The organism is Kluyvera sp. EC_51 (genome assembly GCF_019584505.1).
Lineage (GTDB): Bacteria > Pseudomonadota > Gammaproteobacteria > Enterobacterales > Enterobacteriaceae > Kluyvera > Kluyvera sichuanensis.
Genome location: NZ_VDAG01000115.1, coordinates 193,844 through 215,816, shown reverse-complemented (window position 1 = coordinate 215,816; position 21,973 = coordinate 193,844). Strand labels below are relative to the sequence as shown.

Below are 21,973 nucleotides of genomic sequence, written 5' to 3'. Positions count from 1 at the left end.
CCTGGCACGGCTGGGACGGAAGTCGCTGTCGTTCTCAAAATCGGTGGAGCTGCATGACAAAGTCATCGGGCATTATCTGAACATAAAACACTATCAATAAGTTGGAGTCATTACCTTAACTTGTTTATTTTTATGGTTTAAATTTTATAGAATGAGTTTTTTATAGTTATCATGGATTAATACGCGATAATTAATAGTTTTTAACTTATAGAAATTATCTTATGCAGCGGTTAAATTTGTAGCTGATTGCAGAGATGTGTGGTTTTATCAGGGAGATGTACCACTAGTTTACTTTTCCCCCTTAAGTCCTCTTATCATCCAGACGTATACGCTAATTATCCTTAAGCAATCATCTTATTTTAAGCTGGCAATTAGCATGCTAATTGTTCTGACGCTTTCTATTCTAATTTATGCATTGAGTAATCTGGTTGCTAGAGCCAAAGGCGGTAGCGTGCTCAATCGCACCAAGGTAACAAATATCAATGGCCAGAAGTGGGTTAGAAGTACAACAGGCCGCCGTAAAGGCGCTGTTTCTGCGCGAGATCAAAACGCGTTTTGGCAAGTACCGATTAGGGTACCTCTGGGCGATCCTGGAGCCAGCCGCGCATCTGATGATCCTGTTAGCTGTTTTCGGTTTCATCATGCATCGGACGATGCCGGATATTTCTTTTCCGGTGTTTTTACTGAACGGCATTATCCCCTACTTTCTTTTTAGCAATATTGCTGTCCGATCCGTTGGGGCAATCGCCGCCAACCAGGGGTTGTTTAACTATCGGCCTGTAAAGCCTATCGACACAATTATTGCCCGTGCTTTGCTAGAAACAGTTATCTATGTCGCTGTTTATATCTTACTGATGACCGTGGTTGGCCTGGCTGGTGAACAATTTGAAATCACCAACCTATTATCGTTAGCTTGTACGTGGTTTTTATTGGTTATCTTTTCTTGTGGTGTTGGATTGATCTTTATGGTCATGGGAAATACTCTCCCGGAAACAGAGAAGTTCTTACCCATATTTATTAAACCCCTCTACTTCATTTCATGCGTTATGTTCCCGTTGCATGCGATTCCGAAAGAGTACTGGCCGTATTTGCTATGGAATCCTCTGGTACATGTTGTGGAATTAAGCCGCTCATCTGTGGTCGCGGGTTATGTGAGCCAGGGCGTTAGTATTAACTATCTGGCCCTGTGCTCACTGGTTGTTTTCTTTATGGGGCTCGCGCTCTATCGCAACCGTGAAGAGGCTATGTTGACATCATGATTCGGATTGAAAACCTCTCAAAATCCTATCGAACTTCGCAAGGAAGGCACTATGTATTTAAAGATCTCAACATTGAGTTGCCAACTGGGAAAAGCGTGGCGCTTATAGGACGTAACGGTGCCGGAAAATCGACGCTATTGCGAATGATCGGTGGCATTGATCGGCCCGATAGTGGGCGAATAATTACCAATAGTACGATCTCCTGGCCTGTCGGTTTAGCGGGGGGATTTCAGGGGAGTCTCACTGGACGAGAAAATGTAAAGTTTGTTGCTAGGCTTTATGCAAAACGAAGTGAATTAAACGATAAAGTTGATTTTGTAGAGGACTTTGCAGAGCTTGGAAAGTACTTTGATATGCCAATCAAAACTTACTCATCAGGCATGAAATCACGATTAGGTTTTGGTTTGAGTATGGCATTTAAATTTGACTACTATTTAGTTGATGAAGTTACTGCGGTAGGTGATGCTAGATTTAAACGGAAGTGTGAGGATATTTTTAAGTCTAGGCATAAAGAATCATCCTTTCTTATGGTATCACATAGTTTAGGGTCTCTTGCTCAATACTGTGAATCAGCTATATTTATAGGAAGAAATAATTCTGTTAAATATTTTGATTCAACATTAGATGCAATCGAAATGTATAAAAAAGATGAGTTGCTATAGGGCGTATTTAAATTGAATGTTAGGGTGTTGTTAAAGAAAATCAAAAAATTTGTTCATTCACCTGGGGTTTTTTTTCGTGATTTTTTTAATAAAAAATACCCTAGGATTTACAATGAAATATTATGTCCAAAAGAAGAGGAAACTATACTTATAAAGTATGATTTAGAGTTTGAAAAAAATATTAATATTAATTTCCCGATAGATGTCGTATTTACTTGGGTTAATGATAATGATCCAGAGTGGAAATTAAAATTAAATAAATATAAAGATATTGATCGTCATAATCATGGGCAGTATGCTTCTGATAATGCGAGATTTAACAATCATGATGAGTTATATTTTTCAATTAAGAGTGTGAGGAAAAATATATCTTGGGTAAGAAATATATATATCGTAACAGACTCTCAGATTCCTGAGTGGCTTTGTGAATTTAATAATGTAATTATTGTCGATCATAGAGATATTATATCAGAAGATTTTTTACCTACATTTAACTCTCACGTAATTGAAGCTCATCTCCATAGAATTAATGGGTTGTCTGAGCACTTCATCTATTTCAATGACGACGTTTTTGTCGCTCGTCCTTTGTTACCTGGACATTTTTTTAAAAATAAAAAAATAACATCCCTTTTTATTTCTAAGAAGAGTCTTTCGAAGATGAAGAGTCGTGGCGTGATAACTCCAACACTATGTGCATCTTTTAATGCTAAAAAGATTTTGAGAAATAAATTCTGCTATGATATTGATATTCCTCTTGTACATACTTACGTACCTCTTCGGAAGAGTATGTTTGAGATGGTTTGGAATACTTATAATAAAGAGATTAATGCATTTTTAGGTAATAAGTTTAGAACTAATGACGATTTAAATCTTGCAACATTTCTTGTTCCTTGGTTTACATATTGTTCTGGGTATTCTATTTTTACAAGAGATATCTGTTATTATTTTAATATTCGTTCTCCTGTAGCTAAAACTTATTACTTAGCATTGACTAAATATTCATCTAAAGATGCACCTCATTCTTTTTGTGCTAATGATTTCACAGAAACAAAAAAAAGCATTATTAATTATCAATTGCCACTTATCGCGAAATTAAAAACATACTTTATGGATGATGAGAAAACTAATGTTGACTGAGAGTAAGTAACCCTCTGCAATAATTAAATTATTTACATAGCGTTAATAATTTAGCTGTTTTCTGGTTAACGTCATTCTATCAATCAAGATATTTTTATTAGACATTAGGATTTATTAATGATTTTTTATAGGAAATTTAGAAAACTGGTTACAAAACCCAACTTATTTATGCATGATTTTCTCTTAAAAAGAGGTGTTGAGTTAAGGTCGATTATAAAAAATAACAATCCTGATGTTAAAAAAAATCCAATATCACAAACCGCATCAAAACCAAAAGAAATAATCGGTAAGAAAACTAAAGAGCAATATATTCATTCAAGAATAGCTCTGGGAAATATGGGTGATGTTTTCTATGCTAGGTTGAGTGAGTGTTGTAAAAATATGAATATCACTTTTATGACTGGTGCCGCTCCAGATAAATGGATGCATGGGATGCATATTAATCACAGTGATATTAAGATATTTTCTAAATTATTGGATTTTTGGTTCTCAGATAATGAGAAGTATTTTGTTAGGTTTAAAAACAATATATACTCCATCAAGGAAGCTATATCTAGAAAAGATTTTTACACACAAGGAAGTTTTGATATTCTTTGTGTTGAAAAAGAATGGTATGATTCTAATAGTAATACTAGAATATACTACTCATCTATTATTCACTTTATGCTTTGGAAAAAATTGGATGGTTACTCTTCTGAATCTATGTATTCTATTTGTGAGAAGAATAAATATATACATCGTTTGAGGACTCCAATTTTCGATGATTATATGAAAAGTTACCATCATATTGATGATGATAATAATATTTCTGATGTGACATTCCCAATCGATGTTGTATATACTTGGGTCGATGGTGATGATAAAGAATGGAAGGTACAGAAAGATCTTTATTCCACTATAGGAACAGGGGAATATCAAGAGCAAGATGTGGATGTGGATGTGGATGTGGATGTGGATGTGGATGTGGATAATGCAGGTAGAGCATTTTCAGATGAGAGATTTAGAAATAGAGATGAACTCCTTTATTCACTACGCTCTTTGGAACTATATGCTCCTTTTGTTCGCAACATATACATTGTCACTTGCGGCCATTACCCTGAGTGGCTAAATGAATTATCAGATAAAATAAAATTAATTAAGCATGAGGATATTTATACAAATAAGAATGACTTACCTACCTTTAATTCTAGTGGTATTGAGACTCAACTTCATCATATCCCAGGGCTTTCAGAGCATTTTCTATACCTTAATGATGATTTTATGTTTGCAAGTTTTTGCACCCCAGATGATTTTTTCTATCCTAACGGTATACTAAAATTTTTCCCATCAGAAGCTAGAGCATATGAGTACGATATTGATGATACTAGAGAAGAGTATTTGATAGCGGATCGTAATGCAATACTATTACTGAATGAATACAGTAATAAAACATCTAGAATGATTATGAAGCATGCTCCATATCCATGCTCTAAGAGTTATCTCTATGAACTTGAGTCTAAGTTCAAAAAAGAGTTTCTGAAATGCTCCTCTAATAAATTTAGAAATAAAACCGATTTGAGACCAATTGCTTTTATGCAATATAATTTCGGATATTATGATGGTAAAGCTATACAGAGTGATATATCAAATCGTTATTTAGCTCTTTATAAAGATAGTATTAAAGCTCAATTGAATGGTGTCTTTGTTACTAGGAAATATAAAACAATTTGTATTAATGATGTAGGGGTGACTGAAGATAAGTTGGTAATAACTAACGAACTTACGCGAAAGTTTCTTGATTCTTATTTTCCGTTTAAATCATCTTTTGAAAAATAAAAATGATTTTATGTGTTAATTTTTATTATACAATGGTTTGAATATGAAAACTGCTGTTTGTGCTATTTGTAGAAATGAATTTCCATATATATTTGAGTGGATTGCATATCAAAAAAAATTAGGTTTTGATGAGGTTTTTATTTATGATAATAACAGTGATGATGGAACTTCAGAGTTGCTAATAAAACTTGATTATGCTGGAATTATTAATAGGGTATTCTGGCCTCGTTTGGATACCATCGCTCCTCAGCGATCGGCATATGCAGACTTTCTTGAAAAATATGCAGCTCGATTTGATTGGGCATTCATTTGTGATCTTGATGAGTTTTTGTATACAGATTTTGGTAACGTGAAAGATTTTATTAGGTCAGCATTAAACAAAGAACCTGCAGCAGCAGCAATTGCAGTACCATGGCTGATGTTTGGCTCATCGGGAAATGAAGAATTTGTGGATGAGTTGGTTACATACAGATTCACATACTCTGATGATAATGTTACTAGTAGAGTTAAATCATTATTTAAACCATCAGCAGTATATCAAATTCGAACACATATTGTTGATCTTCACACTGGTATATATTTAGATAATGATTTCAATGAAGCAAAATGGAATGGACCTATGCCTATTTGCCTTAATAATCCAAGTAGGGGCTATGCTAGAGTTCATCATTATTTTACTAAGTCCAAAAGTGAATGGATTAAAAGAAAATCTCAAGCGAAAGCGGATCGCGCTCATGTTGAATATGCGGATATACAGCTTTTTGAGAAATATAATAATCAAACAACGTGTAATTATGATTTGTTTAAGTTAAGTGGTGAGGTTAAATTAAATGTAGATGATATGAAGGAAAGGTTTTTTCTCAAAGGGGGGGTGTCCGGTAATATTATTTTTTCTAATAACACGCTAATCATATTTAGAATTAAATCAGCTTTTGAAATTAAAACTATTAGGGTTGTTATCGATAATCAAATAGAAATCTTATCATCTAATCTTGTGCCATTACATGATGGTAGTGTTGCATTCTTTCTCAATATTAAAACAAAAAATAATATTCAAAGTGATATTAGTATTTCCAGTGTGGATGGAGCCGATCGTTTAATATTTAAGTTGGATGACTATCCTACGAGAATAGATATGCTGAAAAATGTAATAAATTACATTCCTAATGCGGAATATGTAAAGTTTAATATTTTTAAGCGGTTAGCTAATGACCCTAAGAGATCTAAGCATCTAACAAAAGTTGATTTTGGTAAATTCAGTAAATTTTCCGAATATAACGGTATGATTAAACTTTATCTTTTGTATTCTAACTCGTCATTAACGAAAAATGATGTGACGAAGTTCTTGGGTAATAATCATGGGGCTGCCAAGAAAATAATGGAAGAGTTTCTTGATTCTCAGGGGCCATTTTCAGATGTGTTGAGGGAGTTAGTTGATATAAAATAAACTCAATGATATTTAATTAGTTGTTTTGTTATTCTTTTTTAATAGATATCGTGGGCTGCGAAAAATATATGGATTTACTGTGTTTTGATGAGAAGAATAAGGTTGTGTATGAAGATGAGAATGTCATCGTGATCTACAAAAGAAAAACAAGTGATTTTTTGTTTGTTACTTTCGGTGATTCTACAACCTTGGCATTTGAACACTCAATATATGCGGAAACTGTTTCGTCTAAGCTAGGATACTCAAGTCTTGGGTTTATGCCTAAATCAAGGAATTGGTATCCTGAAATATCTATGCGTAAAGCTATAGATATCTGTAAAGATATTATTTCTATGTATGGAGTTCGTATCGCATATAGTGGTTCAATGGGGGCTTATGCTGCAATAAAGTATTCAAGACTTTTGATGACAACATCTACAATTGCATGTTGTCCGCAATGGTCAATAGCGCCTAGGGATTGTCAGGGAATTAAAAATAAATATGGAAAGTATTATACTGACGAAATGCTTAATATGCGTATTGAAAAAGAGGATATCTTTGGGGATATATATTTGATTTATGATCCAAAGCATAGGGTAGACAGTTTTCATTTTTCAAAAATCCATCAACTAAGTTGTGAAGTACATCCTATAGCCATGCCATATGTTAGACATCATGTTACAACGGCTATTGCTGGAACAAAAAATGTTAAAACATTAGTTGATGCAGTTCTGAGTAAGGATGTGCAGTTATTTAAACGAATAATAACCAAAATTAAACGTAATAGTATTGTGCGACAAGATAATTTATTACGTATTGCTTCTATCAGTCATCCTTTCGTTACTGCAAAAATTATCATTAATTCAAATATAAAATCAGAAGGTGCTATTGCTTCCTTAAACTATATTGTCCGAAATTACCTTAGGTCTAAAGATTTTACAGCATTAAGAAGTATTTATATGTATATGTCAACTTTTGATGAGGGGAATGAAGCAGAGAGTGGCTCTTTGCTTTCATTGTTAGAAAGAAATATTTTTTATAACCTTAAGGTTATAAAATCTCATCATGAATGTTATTTGGTTTATGATCTTATTTCAAAATCCCTTAGGCAGTTAAATGCGAGTGATTGCGTAGAGCTTATTGGTATATATAAAATAGTAAAAATAATGAGTGTTGGAGGTGAAGGGATATTAGTTGTTGAGAATGATGATTCTATTTTCCCAATAATTACGGATGGAACTATTTTTATATTAAGTAATCTTAAGGATTTTGTTAGTAATAATAATAAATTTATTAAATCTAGTCCGGTTGAAAATGGTTTTATAAGTTTGTCATTCCATGGCATTTATTTAACTGCAAATAAAAATGGGCAAGTGCAACTTAATTGTAAGAATGTTAAAGATTGGGAGAGGTTTACAGTCCACTGAAATCGTTCTTTTCTTTTTTATGATTAATTATAGTTGGGTTTTAATTATTCCATGTGAGATATTTCAATGCACATTGCAATATTATTTATTAAGGAATGCAGGTAATGGTGCCAACTTACTGATTTAGTGTATGATGGTGTTTTTGAGGTGCTCCAGTGGCTTCTGTTTCTATCAGCTGTCCCTCCTGTTCAGCTACTGAAGGCGTGGTGCGTAACGGTAAAAGTACTGCCGGACATCAGCGCTATCTCTGCTCTCACTGCCGTAAAACATGGCAGCTACAGTTCACTTACACCGCTTCTCAACCCGGTACGCATCAGAAAATCATTGATATGGCCATGAATGGCGTCGGATGTCGCGCCAGTGCACGCATTATGGGCGTTGGCCTCAACACGATTTTACGTCACTTAAAAAACTCAGACCGCAGTCGGTAACCTCACGCATACAACCGGGCAGTGACGTCATTGTTTGCGCGGAAATGGACGAACAGTGGGGTTATGTCGGCGCTAAATCACGCCAGCGCTGGTTGTTTTACGCGTATGACAGGATACGGAGGACGGTTGTGGCGCACGTATTCGGTGAACGCACGTTGTCCACGCTGGAGCGTCTTCTGGGCCTGCTGTCGGCCTTTGAGGTCGTGGTATGGATGACGGATGGCTGGCCGCTTTATGAATCACGCCTGAAGGGAGAACTGCACGTTATCAGCAAGCGATATACGCAGCGCATTGAGCGGCATAACCTGAATCTGAGGCAACATCTGGCAAGGCTGGGCAGGAAGTCACTGTCGTTCTCAAAATCGGTGGAGCTGCATGACAAAGTCATCGGGCATTATCTGAACATAAAACACTATCAGTAAGTTGGAGTCATTACCAGGAATGCACAGCATGTTTTGTAATTTTACCAGTCAATGCCTGTTATGGTGTTTAATATTTACTGGTGAAATAAATGTATGGTTGTAATTTCATTTTATAATTTTACTAATTATGGCTGAGACTGAGAAACCATCGTTACAGCCCTCTGAGACTCTTCTGCCTCCGCAATTTTTAGAGTTCCACCATAATACACTGCATTCACCTGGGTATTTGCCAACAAGTACCCACGAAACTTCTTAAACAGTTTCATATCCGGTTTAAACCCCGCCGTCCAGAACTGGTGCAGGTGCCCTTGATACGTCAGGCCTTTCATGTCGTACAGGGCATTGCCCATCACCTTCAGCGGTTTGTTGTGAATCAACGCTGAAATCCCCGCCGTACTGTTAATCGTCACTACTGCTTTGCTGTGCGTTAATAACTCCGGCATTGACAGATCGTGCACGTAAATCACCCGGTTTTTCACACCATACTTTTTGCTCAGTCGTTTGATAAGCGGGCCGTACAGACGGTGGCCGCGATCCATCGGATGATGCTTAATCACCAGAAACTCACTCATCGGCGCTTTGCGCGAGAACGAGAACATCACGTCGTTGATATAATCGCGAACGTCGTTATAGGGACTGTGATTGCGGATCTGGCTGTCGTTATAAACCTGTAGAATCGCCAGATAATAGCGCTGATCCAGCGTGGTTTGAAGTTTGCCAAGGACTTTGCGCTGCTTGAAACCATACCAGTGTTTACGCCACCAGGCGCGGGTCCAGCAGCGGGCCTCGTACCAGGGGGAGAACGATTTGTGGTGACGGTAGGCTGGAAACTCATGACGCGAGCGCCAGCTCACCAGATAATACCAGCAGGCGTGGGCATAACGTTTACCGCTGGATGGCTTCAGTGGTTGAACCTGCGGGGGTGGCATATCAGGCAGTGCGCGATAAAAGTCAGGATCTCGCGGCAGAGGTGAGAAGGCGTTAACGCCATCTTCCTCAACGGTAATAAAGTGCGGTCGCAGGTATCCTTCTTCGAAGGCAAGAAAACGGATGCCTTTTGCCTTCGCCCATGCGCGAGCGGCCTGATGAAGTGGGCGACAGTCGCCGAAGCAAAGAATCGTATCGAAAGGGTAGGACTGCCAGGTTTCTTTTAACCAGCCAGGGAACTCCTGCGGAGTCTGCTGATAGGTCAGGTGGTTACGCTGGCGACAGTAAAAACGGTCACCACCGTTGAACACCACGTTAACAGCCTCGCGCTCCAGCGTTTCCAGCCAGTTTGCAACGTCGTTAAAGAATGGCCCCATCGGCCCCTGTAGCAGCAGGTATTTTTTACCTGCCAGCAGTTTTTTTACGGTAGCGTTATGCATCATTTTCCCTTGCATCTTTGTCGACGGCGTCAGCCGAATCGCACTTTGTAAAACATCTGCAACTTTCGATATTGCCTGGCAAGGCGGCCAATACTCTTTTGGCTCACCTTCATCTCGCCACGTGGCGCGTTGCGTAGCCACTGTACCGCCTCTTCAACCGCCATCGGCTCCAGCCGTTGCGGATGAATGTAGGTCGGGTAGGCGATAAGCGCCTGCCACACTAAATCAGTAAGACTCAGCCGGCGAGTTCGGCGGTCGGTGTGGTGTTCGTCATGAGTCAGCCCCCATCCGGCGTAAAATGGCAGGCCATAGCAGAACACTTTCTTACCGTGTAGCAGCGCCTCAAAACCCGAGAGCGACGTCATGGTATGCAGCTCATCGGCGTGTTGAATGCACTGAATAATATCGGCATCCAGAGCCTGGCAGTCGGCCCACTTCGCCACGTCATCACCGCTGACCGCGCCCTTACGGTTGCCAACCAGGACATCCGGATGCGGCTTAAAAACGATAAAGGCATCCGGGTTGCGTTCGCGTACTGTGCGCAGCAGATCGCGGTTGGTATTGATGGACAGGGCGCCGGTCGCAATGGAGGCGTCATCCTCAACCTGACCCGGCACGAGCAACACACGTTTGCCCCGTGCCTGCGGCGGAAGTTGCCAATCCTCGCCGAGGTTGTATTTGCTGAGCTTATGCGCAACCAGTGAATGGCGCAGAGTATCCGCACGTTGCTGTTGGCTTAGGCTCAGCTGACTGGCATTGAGCAGATTTTCCAGGTCGCTTGGGCGCGTGGCATCGTAATAAATACCGGTTTTATCCAGCACCAGCGACAGCGGAGCGAGCAGGTCGGAGCCGAGGCCCGACGAGCGAATAAACCCATCTTCCATCCGCCATAACGGCAGCCCTTGTTGCTTTGCCTGCTGCTGCCATCGCGCTTCTCCGCGCGTCCCCCAGGCGATCAACGCCGTGGCGGTCGGGCATTGGCTGGCAAAACGAACCCGGTTATCGCTGGTCTGTAAATAAGGTTTGAGAATGGCACTTTTCCACAGGCTGAGCCCTGGAGCCCATAGCGTTCCAGTACGGGTAAGGCGATGCTGGCGCTGTTGGCTTAGCCAGGCCACGACGCTTCCCAGCGTGCTCGCGCTGCCGGTCACTGGATGACGATATTTGCTGTAACGCAGATACGCCGCGATAAACAGCTCGACTAACGTTGCGTTACCGCGTCGTGCGGTGAGCGTTGCAGACTGTGAGTGGCGGTCGTCGGTCAGCCCCCATCCGGCATACCAGGGTTGGCCAAAGCACGTTACCGGCTTACCCGCCAACAATGCTTCGAAGCCGTACTGGGACGTAACGACATAAACATGTTTGACGTGGCGCAGTAGCGATTGTGGGCTAACGTCTTCAGCGAACAGCCGTACCTGGGCGTTGTTTTTTAGTCCGGCGAAGTACCCGGCTTTTTTGCCACACAGCACGTCGGGGTGAACCTTGACCCAGACTTCAGCGTCCGGGTTCTCCGCGCAGGCGGTATCGAGCATCCGGCGGAAAGCATCAGCATCAGCATTGCCTTTACTGACCGAGACATCGCCAAAGGTCTGATCAACCACCAGAACGCAAGGGGCCATCGTAACCGGAGGGGAAAATGGTGGCGCCTTGTTGTATTTCGAGAGATCGCTATCGACGATAGCCTTCATCAGGTCGCGTGCTTGCTGGTGATGGCATGCGTTGCCAGCGCTATCTTTAATTAATGCTTCGAGTTCGCTGGGCGTTGAGGCATCGTAGTAGATCCCCTGGTTATCAATAACCATCGATAGCGGCGGCGCACCTTCTACACCCAGCCCCAGGGAGCGGATAAAACCGTCCTCCAGTCGAATGACCGGTAGCCCGGCCTCTGTCGCCAGCTCGACCGGCTTTTGCGCGCTCGGGCGGTAGCCCCAGACAGCCACCGCCGTCACCCCTTCCGGAATGGGCGCGCGGGTGCTTAACTTGACGCGATTACCCGGCAGTAAATTGTCGAGGAATGGAATGCGCCAAATGCCTGAGGAATAAATGCCCAGCATGTATATCTATGTCCCTAATTCGATGGGTTGGATGGTGAAAAAATATCGCCCAGGTTGTCGGGTTCGCTCTCCCTGTCAGCACAGGGAGAGCGTGAACATCAAAGGTCAGACTTAAAAATCGAGGATCACTTTCGCGGCGACCGCCAGCTGGTACAGGATGGTCGAAATCCCGCGCGTAACTTCGATATTCTTGGTCTCGTAGTTCGGCAGAACCATAATTTCGTCGCCCGGTTTTAGCGATCCAGCATCGCTGGCACTCAGAGTTTCGCCATTCTGGCGGATAACAATGATCTTCGCTTTGCTGGACTTCTGGGTCAGGCCGCCACATTTCTTGATGTAGTCATCAGCATCCATTCCTTTCTCCCAACTGACGGCGTTCGGGAACAGAACTTCCCCGTGTACCATCACCAGTGAGCTCTTCTCTGGAATGACAATAACGTCACCGTCTTCCAGCAGAACGGAATCAATATTCGCTTCGTTAAGCACGACTTCACCCTTCGGCACGACGGTACGGGCTTTAGCGACGAAACGGCTGACTAGCTGCGCTTCCTGCATGCGCAGACGAGCTTCTTCCTGAGTGGCTGACTGGGCGGAGAGCGATGCTTGTTCCAGCTTCTGCAGAGAAACGGTCAGCATCTCTTTTTGCCGCTCGGCGACCGATCTGCGGTAGAGCTGAATGGCGTTGAGCTGCGACATGCTGTTCGGACGAATTTGCGCAATCACCTGACGCATTGAAGCGCCGTATGGCAGTACTACAGCGTGCTCGCCGGAGTGAGCGCCATCAATACGCACCTGGATTGTGCCCGCATAGCGATCTGAACTGATGATCAGCTTGTCGCCATCCTGCAACATGCGGCCTGCCGCGGAGCTCAGCGGGAAGTACTCACTGCGCTTCATCGTGCCTTGCTGGCGGATGATGGTCATGTGGGTGGCACCCGGCTTAGGTCGTGCCCAGCTCAGGGCTTCTGTCACCGGAATGCTGCTATTGGCAAATTCGAAGTCGTAGCCGTTAAAAACGTCGCCTTCAACGCTAAAGGTGTGCTGGCGTGGGCCAACGACGATGGTATCGCCATCGACAAACTGCGACAGGCCAAGCTGGCCGTTGAGCAGGAACTCATACAGATTCACGCGAGAACGTACTTTCGTGCCGCGTTTAACGATGATATCCACGTAGCTGCCGCGATCGCTATCGACGCCGCCGGCTTTGCTCAGGTAGTTGAGCAGTGAGTCAGACGCCACGCCACCGTACAGGCCTGGGTTACGTACGTAGCCGGTGACAAAGACTTTGACTGGCTGAGCCTGCAACAGGGAGGCGTAGACGTTCACGTTAGCCTGATAGACTTCTTTGATTTTGCTTTCAACCAGGCTGTTCAACTGGGCATTCGTCACGCCGGTGACTTTTAGCGGCCCGACGTTAGGCAGGAAGATATTGCCTTTCGGATCGACGGTCAGCGCGCCTTCAAAGTTAAAAGCACCCCACAGGCGTACCTGAATGGTGTCCCCGAGGCCGATAACATAGCTCGGGTTAAAACCGATGCTTGTGCCTCCGGCAGCACTGGTGGCGGTAAACAACTGGGCGCCGAACATGCGGCTGTTCTCGACGGCTGGTAGCGGTGATGGCGTGTCGTCAAAGCCAGAGACGACAGGTGTCTCGCCGCTTTTTCCCGAGATTATCGAGGGTAGCGGTGCCGCACCGGTAAGATTCGGATCGGCGCTGATACCGACTGCGCTGGCCGCGGTGGCCTGGCATGCCAGAATCACCAGCGCCGATTTCACTAATTTCATGGTCACTTGTATGCTCGTTTTACTTTTAATCTTTATGGTCTTCGATGACGGCAAGCAGCAGTTTCACCGTGCCGAACAGCAAGCTGCATACCAGCAGCCAACTAGCCAGTAGATAGAGTTTATTGGGATAACTGGACTCTTCAGGGAGCTGCGGTGAGCTAATCACGGACAGAACTTTTAACTTACGCGCGCTCTCAAGTCGGGTTTTCTCGATTGCCTTCAGCGCCATGCTGTAGAGGTCGGTATCAAAGGCGACGCGGGCTTTGATCTCTTCAAAGTCGGCAGCCATGCTATTGAGCTTGTTGGTTCCAGGCGCGGTAATTTTGCTCTGCTCTTTGTCTATCTGCGCCTGCAATGAGTTGACTGAGTTACGGGTACTGACTACCTGCGGGGCATCTTCACGCAGATAGGTAAGCTGATTGCGCAGCTCTGCTTCCAGGTCAATTTTCTTCGCCATCAACGTATTGATTAACGTGCTGGCTGCAACGGCAGAAGCTTCCGGATCGAGGACGTTGTTTTTGTTCTGATAGGCCAGGAGCTCAGCTTTGCTGTTATCAAGGCGCAGGCGTGCCTGCTGCAATTCTTCTTGCGCAAAGTTCAATTGGTCGCGGGCAATACGGTGCGACAGCTCGTTGATAAAGCGCTCAGACTCTTTCAGCACCGCCTGGTTGAAACGCTGGGCGAACTCTGGGGTGAATCCCTGAGTCTGAATAGCCAGTAGCCCTGCCTTATCGTCGTAGGTGATGGAGATACGGTCACGATAGTAGTTAAGGAATTGTTCGGCCGTCGTGTTTTGCGCCAGATGGTTGATAAAATCCAGCCCGCTTTGGCTCCACGCATCGTGGAAATTGAGCATTTTATTCAACACACGCAGCATATCCGCCGAGTTGATGTATTCCTTCAGGTAGAGGGAATCTTCCGCAGAGCTTGGGTTAGAGGCACCCAGCAACAGGCCGACGTTGAGGCTGCTGCCTTCGATATCGCTAGGTCGTTTGACGGCGACCGTGGATTCGCTCATATAGCGCGGCTGGCTGAAGATCAGCAGATAGACAACCAACAACGACATAGGGGCCACAATAATGATGCGGGCGAGATGCTGCTGTATCCAGGCAAGATTGATTTTGCAGGTGCGGGCACGCAGTGTGCTGACCAATTCCTTTACTTTATCTTTAAACATTTCACTTTCAACGTTAAGAAGCTCTGGCGAGTACCGCCAGCGCGTGCAGATCTTTAATTGCTAACGCGGTAATAATCGAAATCCGATTTGTTTATCCCAGGGATGATGATGTGGCTTTTATGACTGAGAATAATGGCCTGCGCCTTTGCTAGCTTTTTGTGTGCTGGAGCCTGTTGAGTCGACAGTTCCATGTCCTTCTACTTACGTATAGCCCGTGTCATTTCCCTTAACCAAAGCCCGTGCGTTGGGGTGTAAAGCGGCGTGATCTTGACCCGCCATCTCCGGACAGCTAATGTATTGATACAATCAAATGAATAATTGTGTAATTTGACATGTTTTTTATTCTGACCTTTTTTACCACAGGCTAGGTGCTTTAACAACCTATAAAAACGAATTGAGCGATCTGTTTATCTGTAACGAAGCGCTGGTGGTGAGCGATGGGCAGAATGCGCGCATTGGCTCTCTCACGGCGGATGAAGAGCGCTTCCTGCCGTGGAAAACGGTGGCGAACGAAAATGACAAACCGCAGTTTGACTGGCAGCTTAAAACCGTCGTGCAGGGCTTTTTTAACCGTGAATTATTGCTCGATTATATCCGCTATTTTGCCCTGTTTGAGAATGACGGCAAACGGCTGATTAAGAAGATTGCCGCCTATCACCAGTTCCATGCAGTGCGTGAAGCGGTGACGGCGACGATTGTGGCCTCGACCGGTAAACACCTGCCGTTGCACAGTAATATTCAGCCCGGTAGTAAAAAAGCGGGGGTCGTCTGGCATACCCAGGGTTCCGGCAAAAGTATCTCTATGTGCTGCTATGCCGGGAAACTGCTGCAACAGGCGGAGATGAACAACCCGACCATTGTGGTGGTGACGGATCGCAACGATCTCGACGGCCAGTTATACGCCACCTTCTGCCAGGCACAGGATTTGCTGAAGCAGACGCCACTACAGGCCAACGATCGAGATGAATTGCGCGAGTTGCTCAACGCCCGTGAATCCGGCGGCATCATCTTTACCACCGTGCAGAAGTTTGCGCCGCTGGACGGTGAGCAGAGCCATCCGGCACTCAATCAGCGCAGCAACATCGTGGTGATTTCGGATGAAGCGCACCGTAGCCAGTATGGCCTGAGCGCTACGCTGGACAGACAAACGGGTGTCTATAAATACGGCTACGCAAAACATATGCGCGACGCGCTGCCGAATGCGTCGTTTATGGGCTTTACCGGCACGCCGATTGCCTCGGAAGATAAAGATACCCGTGCCGTGTTCGGTGATTATGTCTCTATCTACGACATTCAGGATGCGGTCGATGACGGCGCAACGGTGCCGATCTACTACGAATCCCGGCTGGCAAAACTCGACCTGAACCATGAAGAGCTGGAAACGCTATCCGATCAGGTCGATGAACTGGTAGAAGACGAAGAGACGGGTCAGCAGGAGAAAACCAAAGGCGACTGGAGCCGTCTGGAAAAGCTGGTCGGTTCAGAGCCGCGTATCAAACAGGTCGCCGCTGACCTGGTTCAACATTTTGAAACGCGCAATGCTGCTATGAACGGCAAAGCGATGATTGTCGCCATGAGCCGCGAGATCTGCGTGAAACTGTACGATGCCATCGTGGCGATCCGCCCGGAATGGCACAGTGAAGACGTTGAACAAGGGGCGATCAAAGTCATCATGACCGGATCGGCGTCAGATAAAGACCATCTGCAATCGCATATCTACAACAAACAGACCAAAAAACGCCTGGAAGCCCGCTTTAAAGATCTGAACGACCCGCTGAAACTGGTGATTGTGCGGGATATGTGGCTGACCGGGTTTGATGCCCCATGCTGCCACACCATGTATATCGACAAACCGATGCGCGGCCATAACCTGATGCAGGCGATTGCGCGCGTTAACCGCGTGTTCCGGGATAAACCCGGCGGGCTGGTGGTGGATTATATCGGCATTGCTAACGAGCTGAAGCAGGCGCTGAAAACCTATACCGATTCAAAAGGCAAAGGACAGACAACGGTCGATGCCAGGGAAGCCTTTGCGATTCTGCTGGAAAAAATGGATGTCATTCATGGGATGTTTGCCCGTTCGGCGGGTAAGCCGGGATTTGATTACACGGGCTTCTCCCGCGATCCGCTGGCCTTCTTGCGTGATGCCGTGAACTACATTCTGGGACTGGATGACGGTAAAAAACGCTACCTCGATGTTTCGCTGGCGATGAGTAAAGCCTGGTCACTGTGTAATACGCTGGATGAGGCGAAACCCTTACAGGAGGAGTTCGCGTTTCTTTCGGCGGTCAGGGTGGGGCTTATCAAGCTCGATCCGAAGGCCAAATTTAGCCAGTCCGAAAAAAACTCGCTGCTGAGCAAGATCCTCGATAACGCGGTTGTCGCGACCGGGGTTGAGGATGTCTTCGCACTCGCCGGGCTGGATAAACCGAACATAGGTTTGCTGTCCGATGAGTTTTTGGAAGAAGTGCGGGAAATGCCGCAGCGTAATCTGGCAGTGGAACTGCTGGAAAAACTGCTCAATGACGGGATTCATGCACGTTCCGGTAATAACGTAGTGCAGCAGAAGAAATATTCTGACCGCCTGAAAGCCGTACTGCTCAAATACAATAACCGCGCCATTGAGACCGCGCAGGTGATTGAAGAGCTGATCCAGATGGCGAAAGCGTTCCAGGAGGCGATAGCGCGTGATGATGCGTTAGGGCTGACCCCGGATGAAATCGCCTTCTATGATGCGCTGGCTGAAAATGAAAGTGCAGTGCGTGAACTGGGCGATGATACGCTGAGAAAGCTGGCCATCGAAGTGACATTGAAATTGCGGCAGTCCACCACCGTGGACTGGCAGGTGCGTGAAAGCGTGCGTGCCCGATTGCGTATTCTGGTGCGCCAGACGCTGCGTAAGTATAAGTATCCGCCGGACAAAACGCCGGGCGCCGTGGAACTGATTTTGAAGCAGGCAGAAGTGGTGTCGAACAGCTGGACAGTCTAAAACGTTCATCGATTATCTTGACGGAGGTGGTTCAATGTCGGTTACTGTAACAGTTGAAAAAGTAGGGGCGGCATTTGCATTGATCAAATGCCACCATAGGCCTGAAGCAGAATATGAATTTACTGGTGAGTTTCTCGGGCTTTCACACGAGCTGAAGTTTGCAGGGAAGAATTTACGAGAACTGAGAGAAACTGGCTGTTCTATTTATGGAATTTATCAGGATGAATACGGCATGACCTTACTTCCTGATCATCCCGGCATTAAACTGGCCGAAATACTAGCGGTATCAAATATAGGACTGAATAAATTTTCGGTTTACATGGGATGTCGCGAGCAAGAGATAGTTGAATTGTTGAACGGTTCAGTTTCACTGACGAAAGCTATGGCACTCCGGTTATCGCATGTAGTCGGTGGAAGTTGGTCGAAGTGGATGTTAATTCAAGAGCAGTTTGAATTACAGTTGGCACAACGAGAGATTAAAGAATTAATGATTTTGACTAATATCGGGGATGAGGTCGTTGGATTATAGTAAAACAACCATCTTTAACTGATGGGTTTGGCCTTTCCATCCATAAGAAAGGCCATCGTTGTAAAAAATAAATTACCCGCGACTGCAGCCGAAATTACGGTCCCCATCACCGACTATTTTAGTTCTTACTTTGGTCATGTAATCCACTCTATTCATCAAATCGCTATAAGTCTGCTCAAAGTTGTCCCTTTTACGATTGAGAAGGTATTTGCCATTTGGCGGGTAATTAACTAACTTCCCCGAGCTATCTATCGGGATGCCAAGCGCACTGTACCAAGCTGTTGTTATCATTGTTCTTATCGTATTACGGTTTAAATCGTAATCACCTACATGATAATAAGCATCCTGATTGAAGCACAGTATCAAATGGTAATGCCGCTTTCCATTTTTGGTATATTCTCGGACCCATGCGTAACGTAAGGTTGAATGTCGGGTATCAGGCCAGTCTTTCCGTTGAGTTTTAATATGCTTATCGTGTTCAAGCTTTGCTTTTAACGCACTGGTAAAGCGAGATATAGCAGCAGAGTCAACCCTAGGTTGAAAGAATGGGTTATCTATTTCTTCTGTATCAATTGGGTCATGCAGATCAACACGAAGAATCATTGAGTTAGGATGTTCATTGAGGGAGTCTTCAATAACCTGTTTGATTCTATCCCGATATAGGGATATGTGTGATCCGAATTCACTATCGTATGTCATATAGCATCCTGTTTGATGATATTGGAGTAAGTGATGGATTTAATATATATTACCTATCATGACAACAAACCATTAACTGAACTGGGCTAATTATTCATTTTTGCTCTTGAATTAAAAACAATTAATCAGAATGAAGTTGAGGAGTTCAAGCCAGCGATAGCTATTAATGTGGTTTTCCCCTTTTTTCCTACAAGGATTTTATTTTGAGAGAATAATGTACTGAGTAATTCATTTGCTTTACTACGATTCCTGAATTTATTAGGACCATATTGGAGTATGGTGTTTTTCGTAATAAAAGGTTTACAATAACGAATGCAATAGTTTTTTATCCAGCAGTAAAGCTCATCTGTTTCCGCAACATCTAAAGAAAACTTTTCTTTTTTGGAGAACAAACGGATGTATTCTTCAATATACCAGGCCATTATATCCACTGCTGCTTTTACAGCGGCAATAGATATATCGCCCTCATCACCACTGAAGTAATGTAGTAAGGCAGCAAGCCTCGCCATATTCTCCGCCATTTTAGATGCATAATCCTTAAAATCAGACAGGAAGCCAAGCAACCCCATTTCTGACTCGACTTTGTTATAAAATTCGAGCCAGTGTTTTTCTGCTTCGGGAGAGAAACGCAGACACTGACGCTCATTTTCCTCATTTCTCGCAATGCTCTCATTAACAATGTCTATCAGTCGTTGATGAAATACCGGCAGATGCTCATTTGAGACAACCGGACTGGTAATTTGCCTGTTGCCCTGTGTTGAACCCGGTTGACATATCAAACATCGGGCGAAGAATCCGATCCCTTTCGCGGCATCGCCTTTTCGTTCCAGATACCCTTTTTTAAACACATCAGGCTGAATCATCAACCCCAGCGTCATTCTGGCATCTTTGATTAATTTATCTGGCTCGCTTTTTCTTTCCACGGGAAACATTGCGCCATCCCACATTTTATTGATGAACGGCAGTTCATTCAGCGCATAGCCGTCAAAAATAGTGCCAGCTTCATCAGACATAAGTCCTATGGACCGCCAGCGTCCACAGAGAGAGTCTTTTATCGCCGCAGGTGTGGCATCGTTGTATATCTGCCTTAACCGGACCGGTGCTTTTGGAGACGCAGCCAGTAACACTTTCAGCCGTTCATTCGTTGTGGAGTGATCTTTATTACGGCGAATATCGGATTTCAATTTTGACATCAGTGCTTTCTTTTCAATATTAAAAACCGTTTCTTCATTCCTCCAGACAATTAGGTCCTGGGTATATTTTTTAGACCATTCTTCTTCCAGTTGATACATTGGCTTCATCAGTAGTTTGTCCACAGTGCTTTTGCGCTCACCAGAATCAGCCAGTGTCAGTAAAAAAAGCGATACAGGGCTGCGCAGATTATTCAATCTGCACACATCAATCCGGTTCTGGCAGGCAAGCGAAATTACTCCCAATACCGATGCAGCAATCAAAGCTTGGGGAGCCTGGGTCTGCTGCTCCGCTTCATATACAGCATTTCTGATGATCTGCGGGAACACATGCACAGGGAAAGGACGACCGTTAAACATATAACACCTCTAATACAATTCACGTTAAAAATTCCCGCACAATTTGCTATTCCGCTATTAATAGCGGAAGTAGCAGGGTTAACGCGGGTCACTCAGAAAATGATCTCCCTTGAAACTAACGTTCATTGATCCAATAGAGCAGATCACTTAATAGCCATCCGCAGGATTTCAGGCCAATAGGCTTACGTAGCGGAAACTTACCAACCTGTTCCAGTTTCCACGCGGTAGAGCGGGAAATTGAAGTAATATATTGCCGTTCTTTTTCTCGTACTAATCGATCGCAAGTCTCACCATAATCTCTTAATACTTTTATACGTTGTTCATTTGTTAACTTGAAAGGCATCATTTGAGTTTCCTTGTTGATAGCGTGAAATTATAATGGTCGAGCCAAGATACGTGCGCAACATTCACGATTCTCATTAAGGAAAAGAGAACTTAAAACAAAATAAAAAACTTTACTATCAACAGGTTATGCCATGCATGCATTTTCCCTTATTAAGGGGTGCTATGATATGACTGAGATAAATTGCACACAGCAAACCATATATCACAGAAATAATATGTGAAAGATTCATGCTGGAGAAGAGCTGAAGGATGATTGCTGAAACGACTTTCAATAAATTCAAGAACCTTGTATTACCTGAGAATTACAAGCGTACTGATAAGTAACTCTCAGATTTAAAGAGATTACTGTTTAGCATCCATTTTTTTGAATTCTGTACACCAAGACTCAACAGTCTTTAATTGGAAGGAGTAAACAATATCATGTGACCTTGCTATGGAATCGAATTTTTTAATTAAATCCTTTGCAACAAACTTATCCATTCCATAGTGAGCTTTAATGAGAAGATAAATTGCATTTACTGTTGCCTTTCCTGCTCTTGGGACAGAGCTTTTAACTTTTGATGTCGCGCCATTATTTGACAACCCTTTTTTCAACTCATTATTTTCACTTCTAAGCATTTCAATATCTTTGATGAAATTTCCTCTATCAACAAGGAAGTTTTCCATATCTTTATGATACTTTTTTATGTCATCTAAAAGATTACTGTTTTCGCTTTTTAAAGCATTATTTATCCTCAGTAGTTCCTCAAAATTTTCTCGTGTCAAATCAGACTTATCAAACATTTTTTATCCTTTTAAAATCAACAAACATCTTGCAACCAAAAAAAATTACGATAAGCAATGTGAATTTAACTGGACCAAACTATCGTCAAACACCTACAATACTAGCAGCAGCCATC

General features: G+C 43.7%; 17 protein-coding genes and 1 pseudogene. 10 read left to right on the top strand and 8 right to left on the bottom strand.

Translation table 11 applies throughout. From position 1 onward, the window contains the following. From FHC49_RS22990 to FHC49_RS22955, 8 genes are all read left to right on the top strand, one after another. Positions 1-100, top strand: a 100-nt coding sequence (locus FHC49_RS22990) for an IS1 family transposase (protein ID WP_000641146.1), incomplete at its 5' end; no start/stop codon positions are given. Positions 101-482: 382 nt separating this feature from the next. Continuing rightward, a complete protein-coding gene (locus FHC49_RS22985; protein WP_220440935.1) occupies positions 483-1,259 on the top strand; it encodes an ABC transporter permease in 777 nt (258 codons plus the stop codon). Beyond that, positions 1,256-1,921 (top strand): ABC transporter ATP-binding protein, encoded by a 666-nt coding sequence (locus FHC49_RS22980; RefSeq protein WP_220440934.1) that lies wholly within the window; start codon positions 1,256-1,258, stop codon positions 1,919-1,921. Before FHC49_RS22985 ends, FHC49_RS22980 begins: the two co-directional genes overlap by 4 nt. A 24-nt stretch (positions 1,922-1,945) precedes the next feature. Continuing rightward, positions 1,946-3,058 (top strand): Stealth CR1 domain-containing protein, encoded by a 1,113-nt coding sequence (locus FHC49_RS22975; protein ID WP_220440933.1) that lies wholly within the window; start codon positions 1,946-1,948, stop codon positions 3,056-3,058. 117 nt (positions 3,059-3,175) lie between these two features. Then, entirely contained in the window at positions 3,176-4,873 is a 1,698-nt protein-coding gene (locus FHC49_RS22970; protein WP_220440932.1) for a stealth family protein, read from the top strand. Between the two features lie 43 nt (positions 4,874-4,916). Further along, positions 4,917-6,320 (top strand): glycosyltransferase family 2 protein, encoded by a 1,404-nt coding sequence (locus tag FHC49_RS22965; protein WP_220440931.1) that lies wholly within the window; start codon positions 4,917-4,919, stop codon positions 6,318-6,320. Positions 6,321-6,388: 68 nt separating this feature from the next. After that, the gene (locus FHC49_RS22960) at positions 6,389-7,726 is read left to right on the top strand and encodes a hypothetical protein (RefSeq protein WP_220440930.1); all 1,338 of its coding nucleotides are present in this window, start codon (positions 6,389-6,391) and stop codon (positions 7,724-7,726) included. Positions 7,727-7,881: 155 nt separating this feature from the next. Further along, positions 7,882-8,579, top strand: a protein-coding gene (locus FHC49_RS22955; protein WP_223433957.1) for an IS1 family transposase whose coding sequence is annotated in 2 segments (ribosomal slippage) — positions 7,882-8,131 and positions 8,131-8,579 — 699 coding nt in all. Because the reading frame shifts where the segments join, the coding sequence is not laid out codon by codon here. Between the two features lie 125 nt (positions 8,580-8,704). Here the strand turns inward: FHC49_RS22955 and FHC49_RS22950 are convergent. From FHC49_RS22950 to FHC49_RS22935, 4 genes are all read right to left on the bottom strand, one after another. Continuing rightward, positions 8,705-9,946 carry a capsule biosynthesis protein gene (locus FHC49_RS22950; protein ID WP_220440937.1) on the bottom strand — a complete coding sequence of 414 codons (1,242 nt, stop codon included), beginning with the start codon at positions 9,944-9,946 and terminating at the stop codon, positions 8,705-8,707. A 29-nt stretch (positions 9,947-9,975) separates the two neighbouring features. Beyond that, entirely contained in the window at positions 9,976-12,000 is a 2,025-nt protein-coding gene (locus FHC49_RS22945) for a capsular polysaccharide biosynthesis protein (protein WP_220440929.1), read from the bottom strand. Between the two features lie 111 nt (positions 12,001-12,111). After that, complete coding sequence (locus FHC49_RS22940) at positions 12,112-13,785, bottom strand: polysaccharide biosynthesis/export family protein (protein ID WP_104652377.1); 1,674 nt, start codon at positions 13,783-13,785, stop codon at positions 12,112-12,114. Between the two features lie 25 nt (positions 13,786-13,810). Next, positions 13,811-14,962: a capsule biosynthesis protein gene (locus tag FHC49_RS22935; RefSeq protein WP_181539117.1), complete on the bottom strand. Its 1,152-nt coding sequence runs from the start codon at positions 14,960-14,962 to the stop codon at positions 13,811-13,813. A gap of 373 nt (positions 14,963-15,335) precedes the next feature. Here FHC49_RS22935 and FHC49_RS22930 point away from each other — a divergent pair. Together FHC49_RS22930 and FHC49_RS22925 are read left to right on the top strand one after the other, a co-directional pair. After that, positions 15,336-17,951, top strand: a pseudogene (locus FHC49_RS22930) (type I restriction endonuclease subunit R); the annotation flags it as partial. Positions 17,952-17,985: 34 nt separating this feature from the next. Next, a complete protein-coding gene (locus tag FHC49_RS22925; protein ID WP_006809979.1) occupies positions 17,986-18,480 on the top strand; it encodes a hypothetical protein in 495 nt (164 codons plus the stop codon). Positions 18,481-18,552: 72 nt separating this feature from the next. Here FHC49_RS22925 and FHC49_RS22920 read toward each other — a convergent pair whose 3' ends face one another. The 4 genes from FHC49_RS22920 to FHC49_RS22905 form a co-directional block, all read right to left on the bottom strand. Further along, positions 18,553-19,179: an inovirus Gp2 family protein gene (locus FHC49_RS22920; RefSeq protein ID WP_023294607.1), complete on the bottom strand. Its 627-nt coding sequence runs from the start codon at positions 19,177-19,179 to the stop codon at positions 18,553-18,555. A 125-nt stretch (positions 19,180-19,304) separates the two neighbouring features. After that, positions 19,305-20,729 (bottom strand): YfjI family protein, encoded by a 1,425-nt coding sequence (locus FHC49_RS22915; protein WP_000481743.1) that lies wholly within the window; start codon positions 20,727-20,729, stop codon positions 19,305-19,307. A 115-nt stretch (positions 20,730-20,844) separates the two neighbouring features. Next, entirely contained in the window at positions 20,845-21,075 is a 231-nt protein-coding gene (locus FHC49_RS22910; protein ID WP_000982619.1) for an AlpA family transcriptional regulator, read from the bottom strand. Positions 21,076-21,416: 341 nt separating this feature from the next. Further along, on the bottom strand, positions 21,417-21,857 hold the full coding sequence (locus FHC49_RS22905) for a hypothetical protein (protein ID WP_000459847.1): 441 nt from the start codon (positions 21,855-21,857) through the stop codon (positions 21,417-21,419). Positions 21,858-21,973: the final 116 nt, after the last annotated feature.

What these genes read in the sequence shown, in the direction of transcription:
- FHC49_RS22950 (WP_220440937.1), bottom strand. Translation starts at nt 9,946, where the DNA reads ATGCATAACGCTACCGTAAAAAAACTGCTGGCAGGTAAAAAATACCTG.
- FHC49_RS22965 (WP_220440931.1), top strand. Translation starts at nt 4,917, where the DNA reads ATGAAAACTGCTGTTTGTGCTATTTGTAGAAATGAATTTCCATATATA.
- FHC49_RS22945 (WP_220440929.1), bottom strand. Translation starts at nt 12,000, where the DNA reads ATGCTGGGCATTTATTCCTCAGGCATTTGGCGCATTCCATTCCTCGAC.
- FHC49_RS22925 (WP_006809979.1), top strand. Translation starts at nt 17,986, where the DNA reads ATGTCGGTTACTGTAACAGTTGAAAAAGTAGGGGCGGCATTTGCATTG.
- FHC49_RS22910 (WP_000982619.1), bottom strand. Translation starts at nt 21,075, where the DNA reads ATGATGCCTTTCAAGTTAACAAATGAACAACGTATAAAAGTATTAAGA.
- FHC49_RS22985 (WP_220440935.1), top strand. Translation starts at nt 483, where the DNA reads ATGGCCAGAAGTGGGTTAGAAGTACAACAGGCCGCCGTAAAGGCGCTG.
- FHC49_RS22960 (WP_220440930.1), top strand. Translation starts at nt 6,389, where the DNA reads ATGGATTTACTGTGTTTTGATGAGAAGAATAAGGTTGTGTATGAAGAT.
- FHC49_RS22920 (WP_023294607.1), bottom strand. Translation starts at nt 19,179, where the DNA reads ATGACATACGATAGTGAATTCGGATCACACATATCCCTATATCGGGAT.
- FHC49_RS22935 (WP_181539117.1), bottom strand. Translation starts at nt 14,962, where the DNA reads ATGTTTAAAGATAAAGTAAAGGAATTGGTCAGCACACTGCGTGCCCGC.
- FHC49_RS22980 (WP_220440934.1), top strand. Translation starts at nt 1,256, where the DNA reads ATGATTCGGATTGAAAACCTCTCAAAATCCTATCGAACTTCGCAAGGA.
- FHC49_RS22915 (WP_000481743.1), bottom strand. Translation starts at nt 20,729, where the DNA reads ATGTTTAACGGTCGTCCTTTCCCTGTGCATGTGTTCCCGCAGATCATC.
- FHC49_RS22940 (WP_104652377.1), bottom strand. Translation starts at nt 13,785, where the DNA reads ATGAAATTAGTGAAATCGGCGCTGGTGATTCTGGCATGCCAGGCCACC.
- FHC49_RS22905 (WP_000459847.1), bottom strand. Translation starts at nt 21,857, where the DNA reads ATGTTTGATAAGTCTGATTTGACACGAGAAAATTTTGAGGAACTACTG.
- FHC49_RS22970 (WP_220440932.1), top strand. Translation starts at nt 3,176, where the DNA reads ATGATTTTTTATAGGAAATTTAGAAAACTGGTTACAAAACCCAACTTA.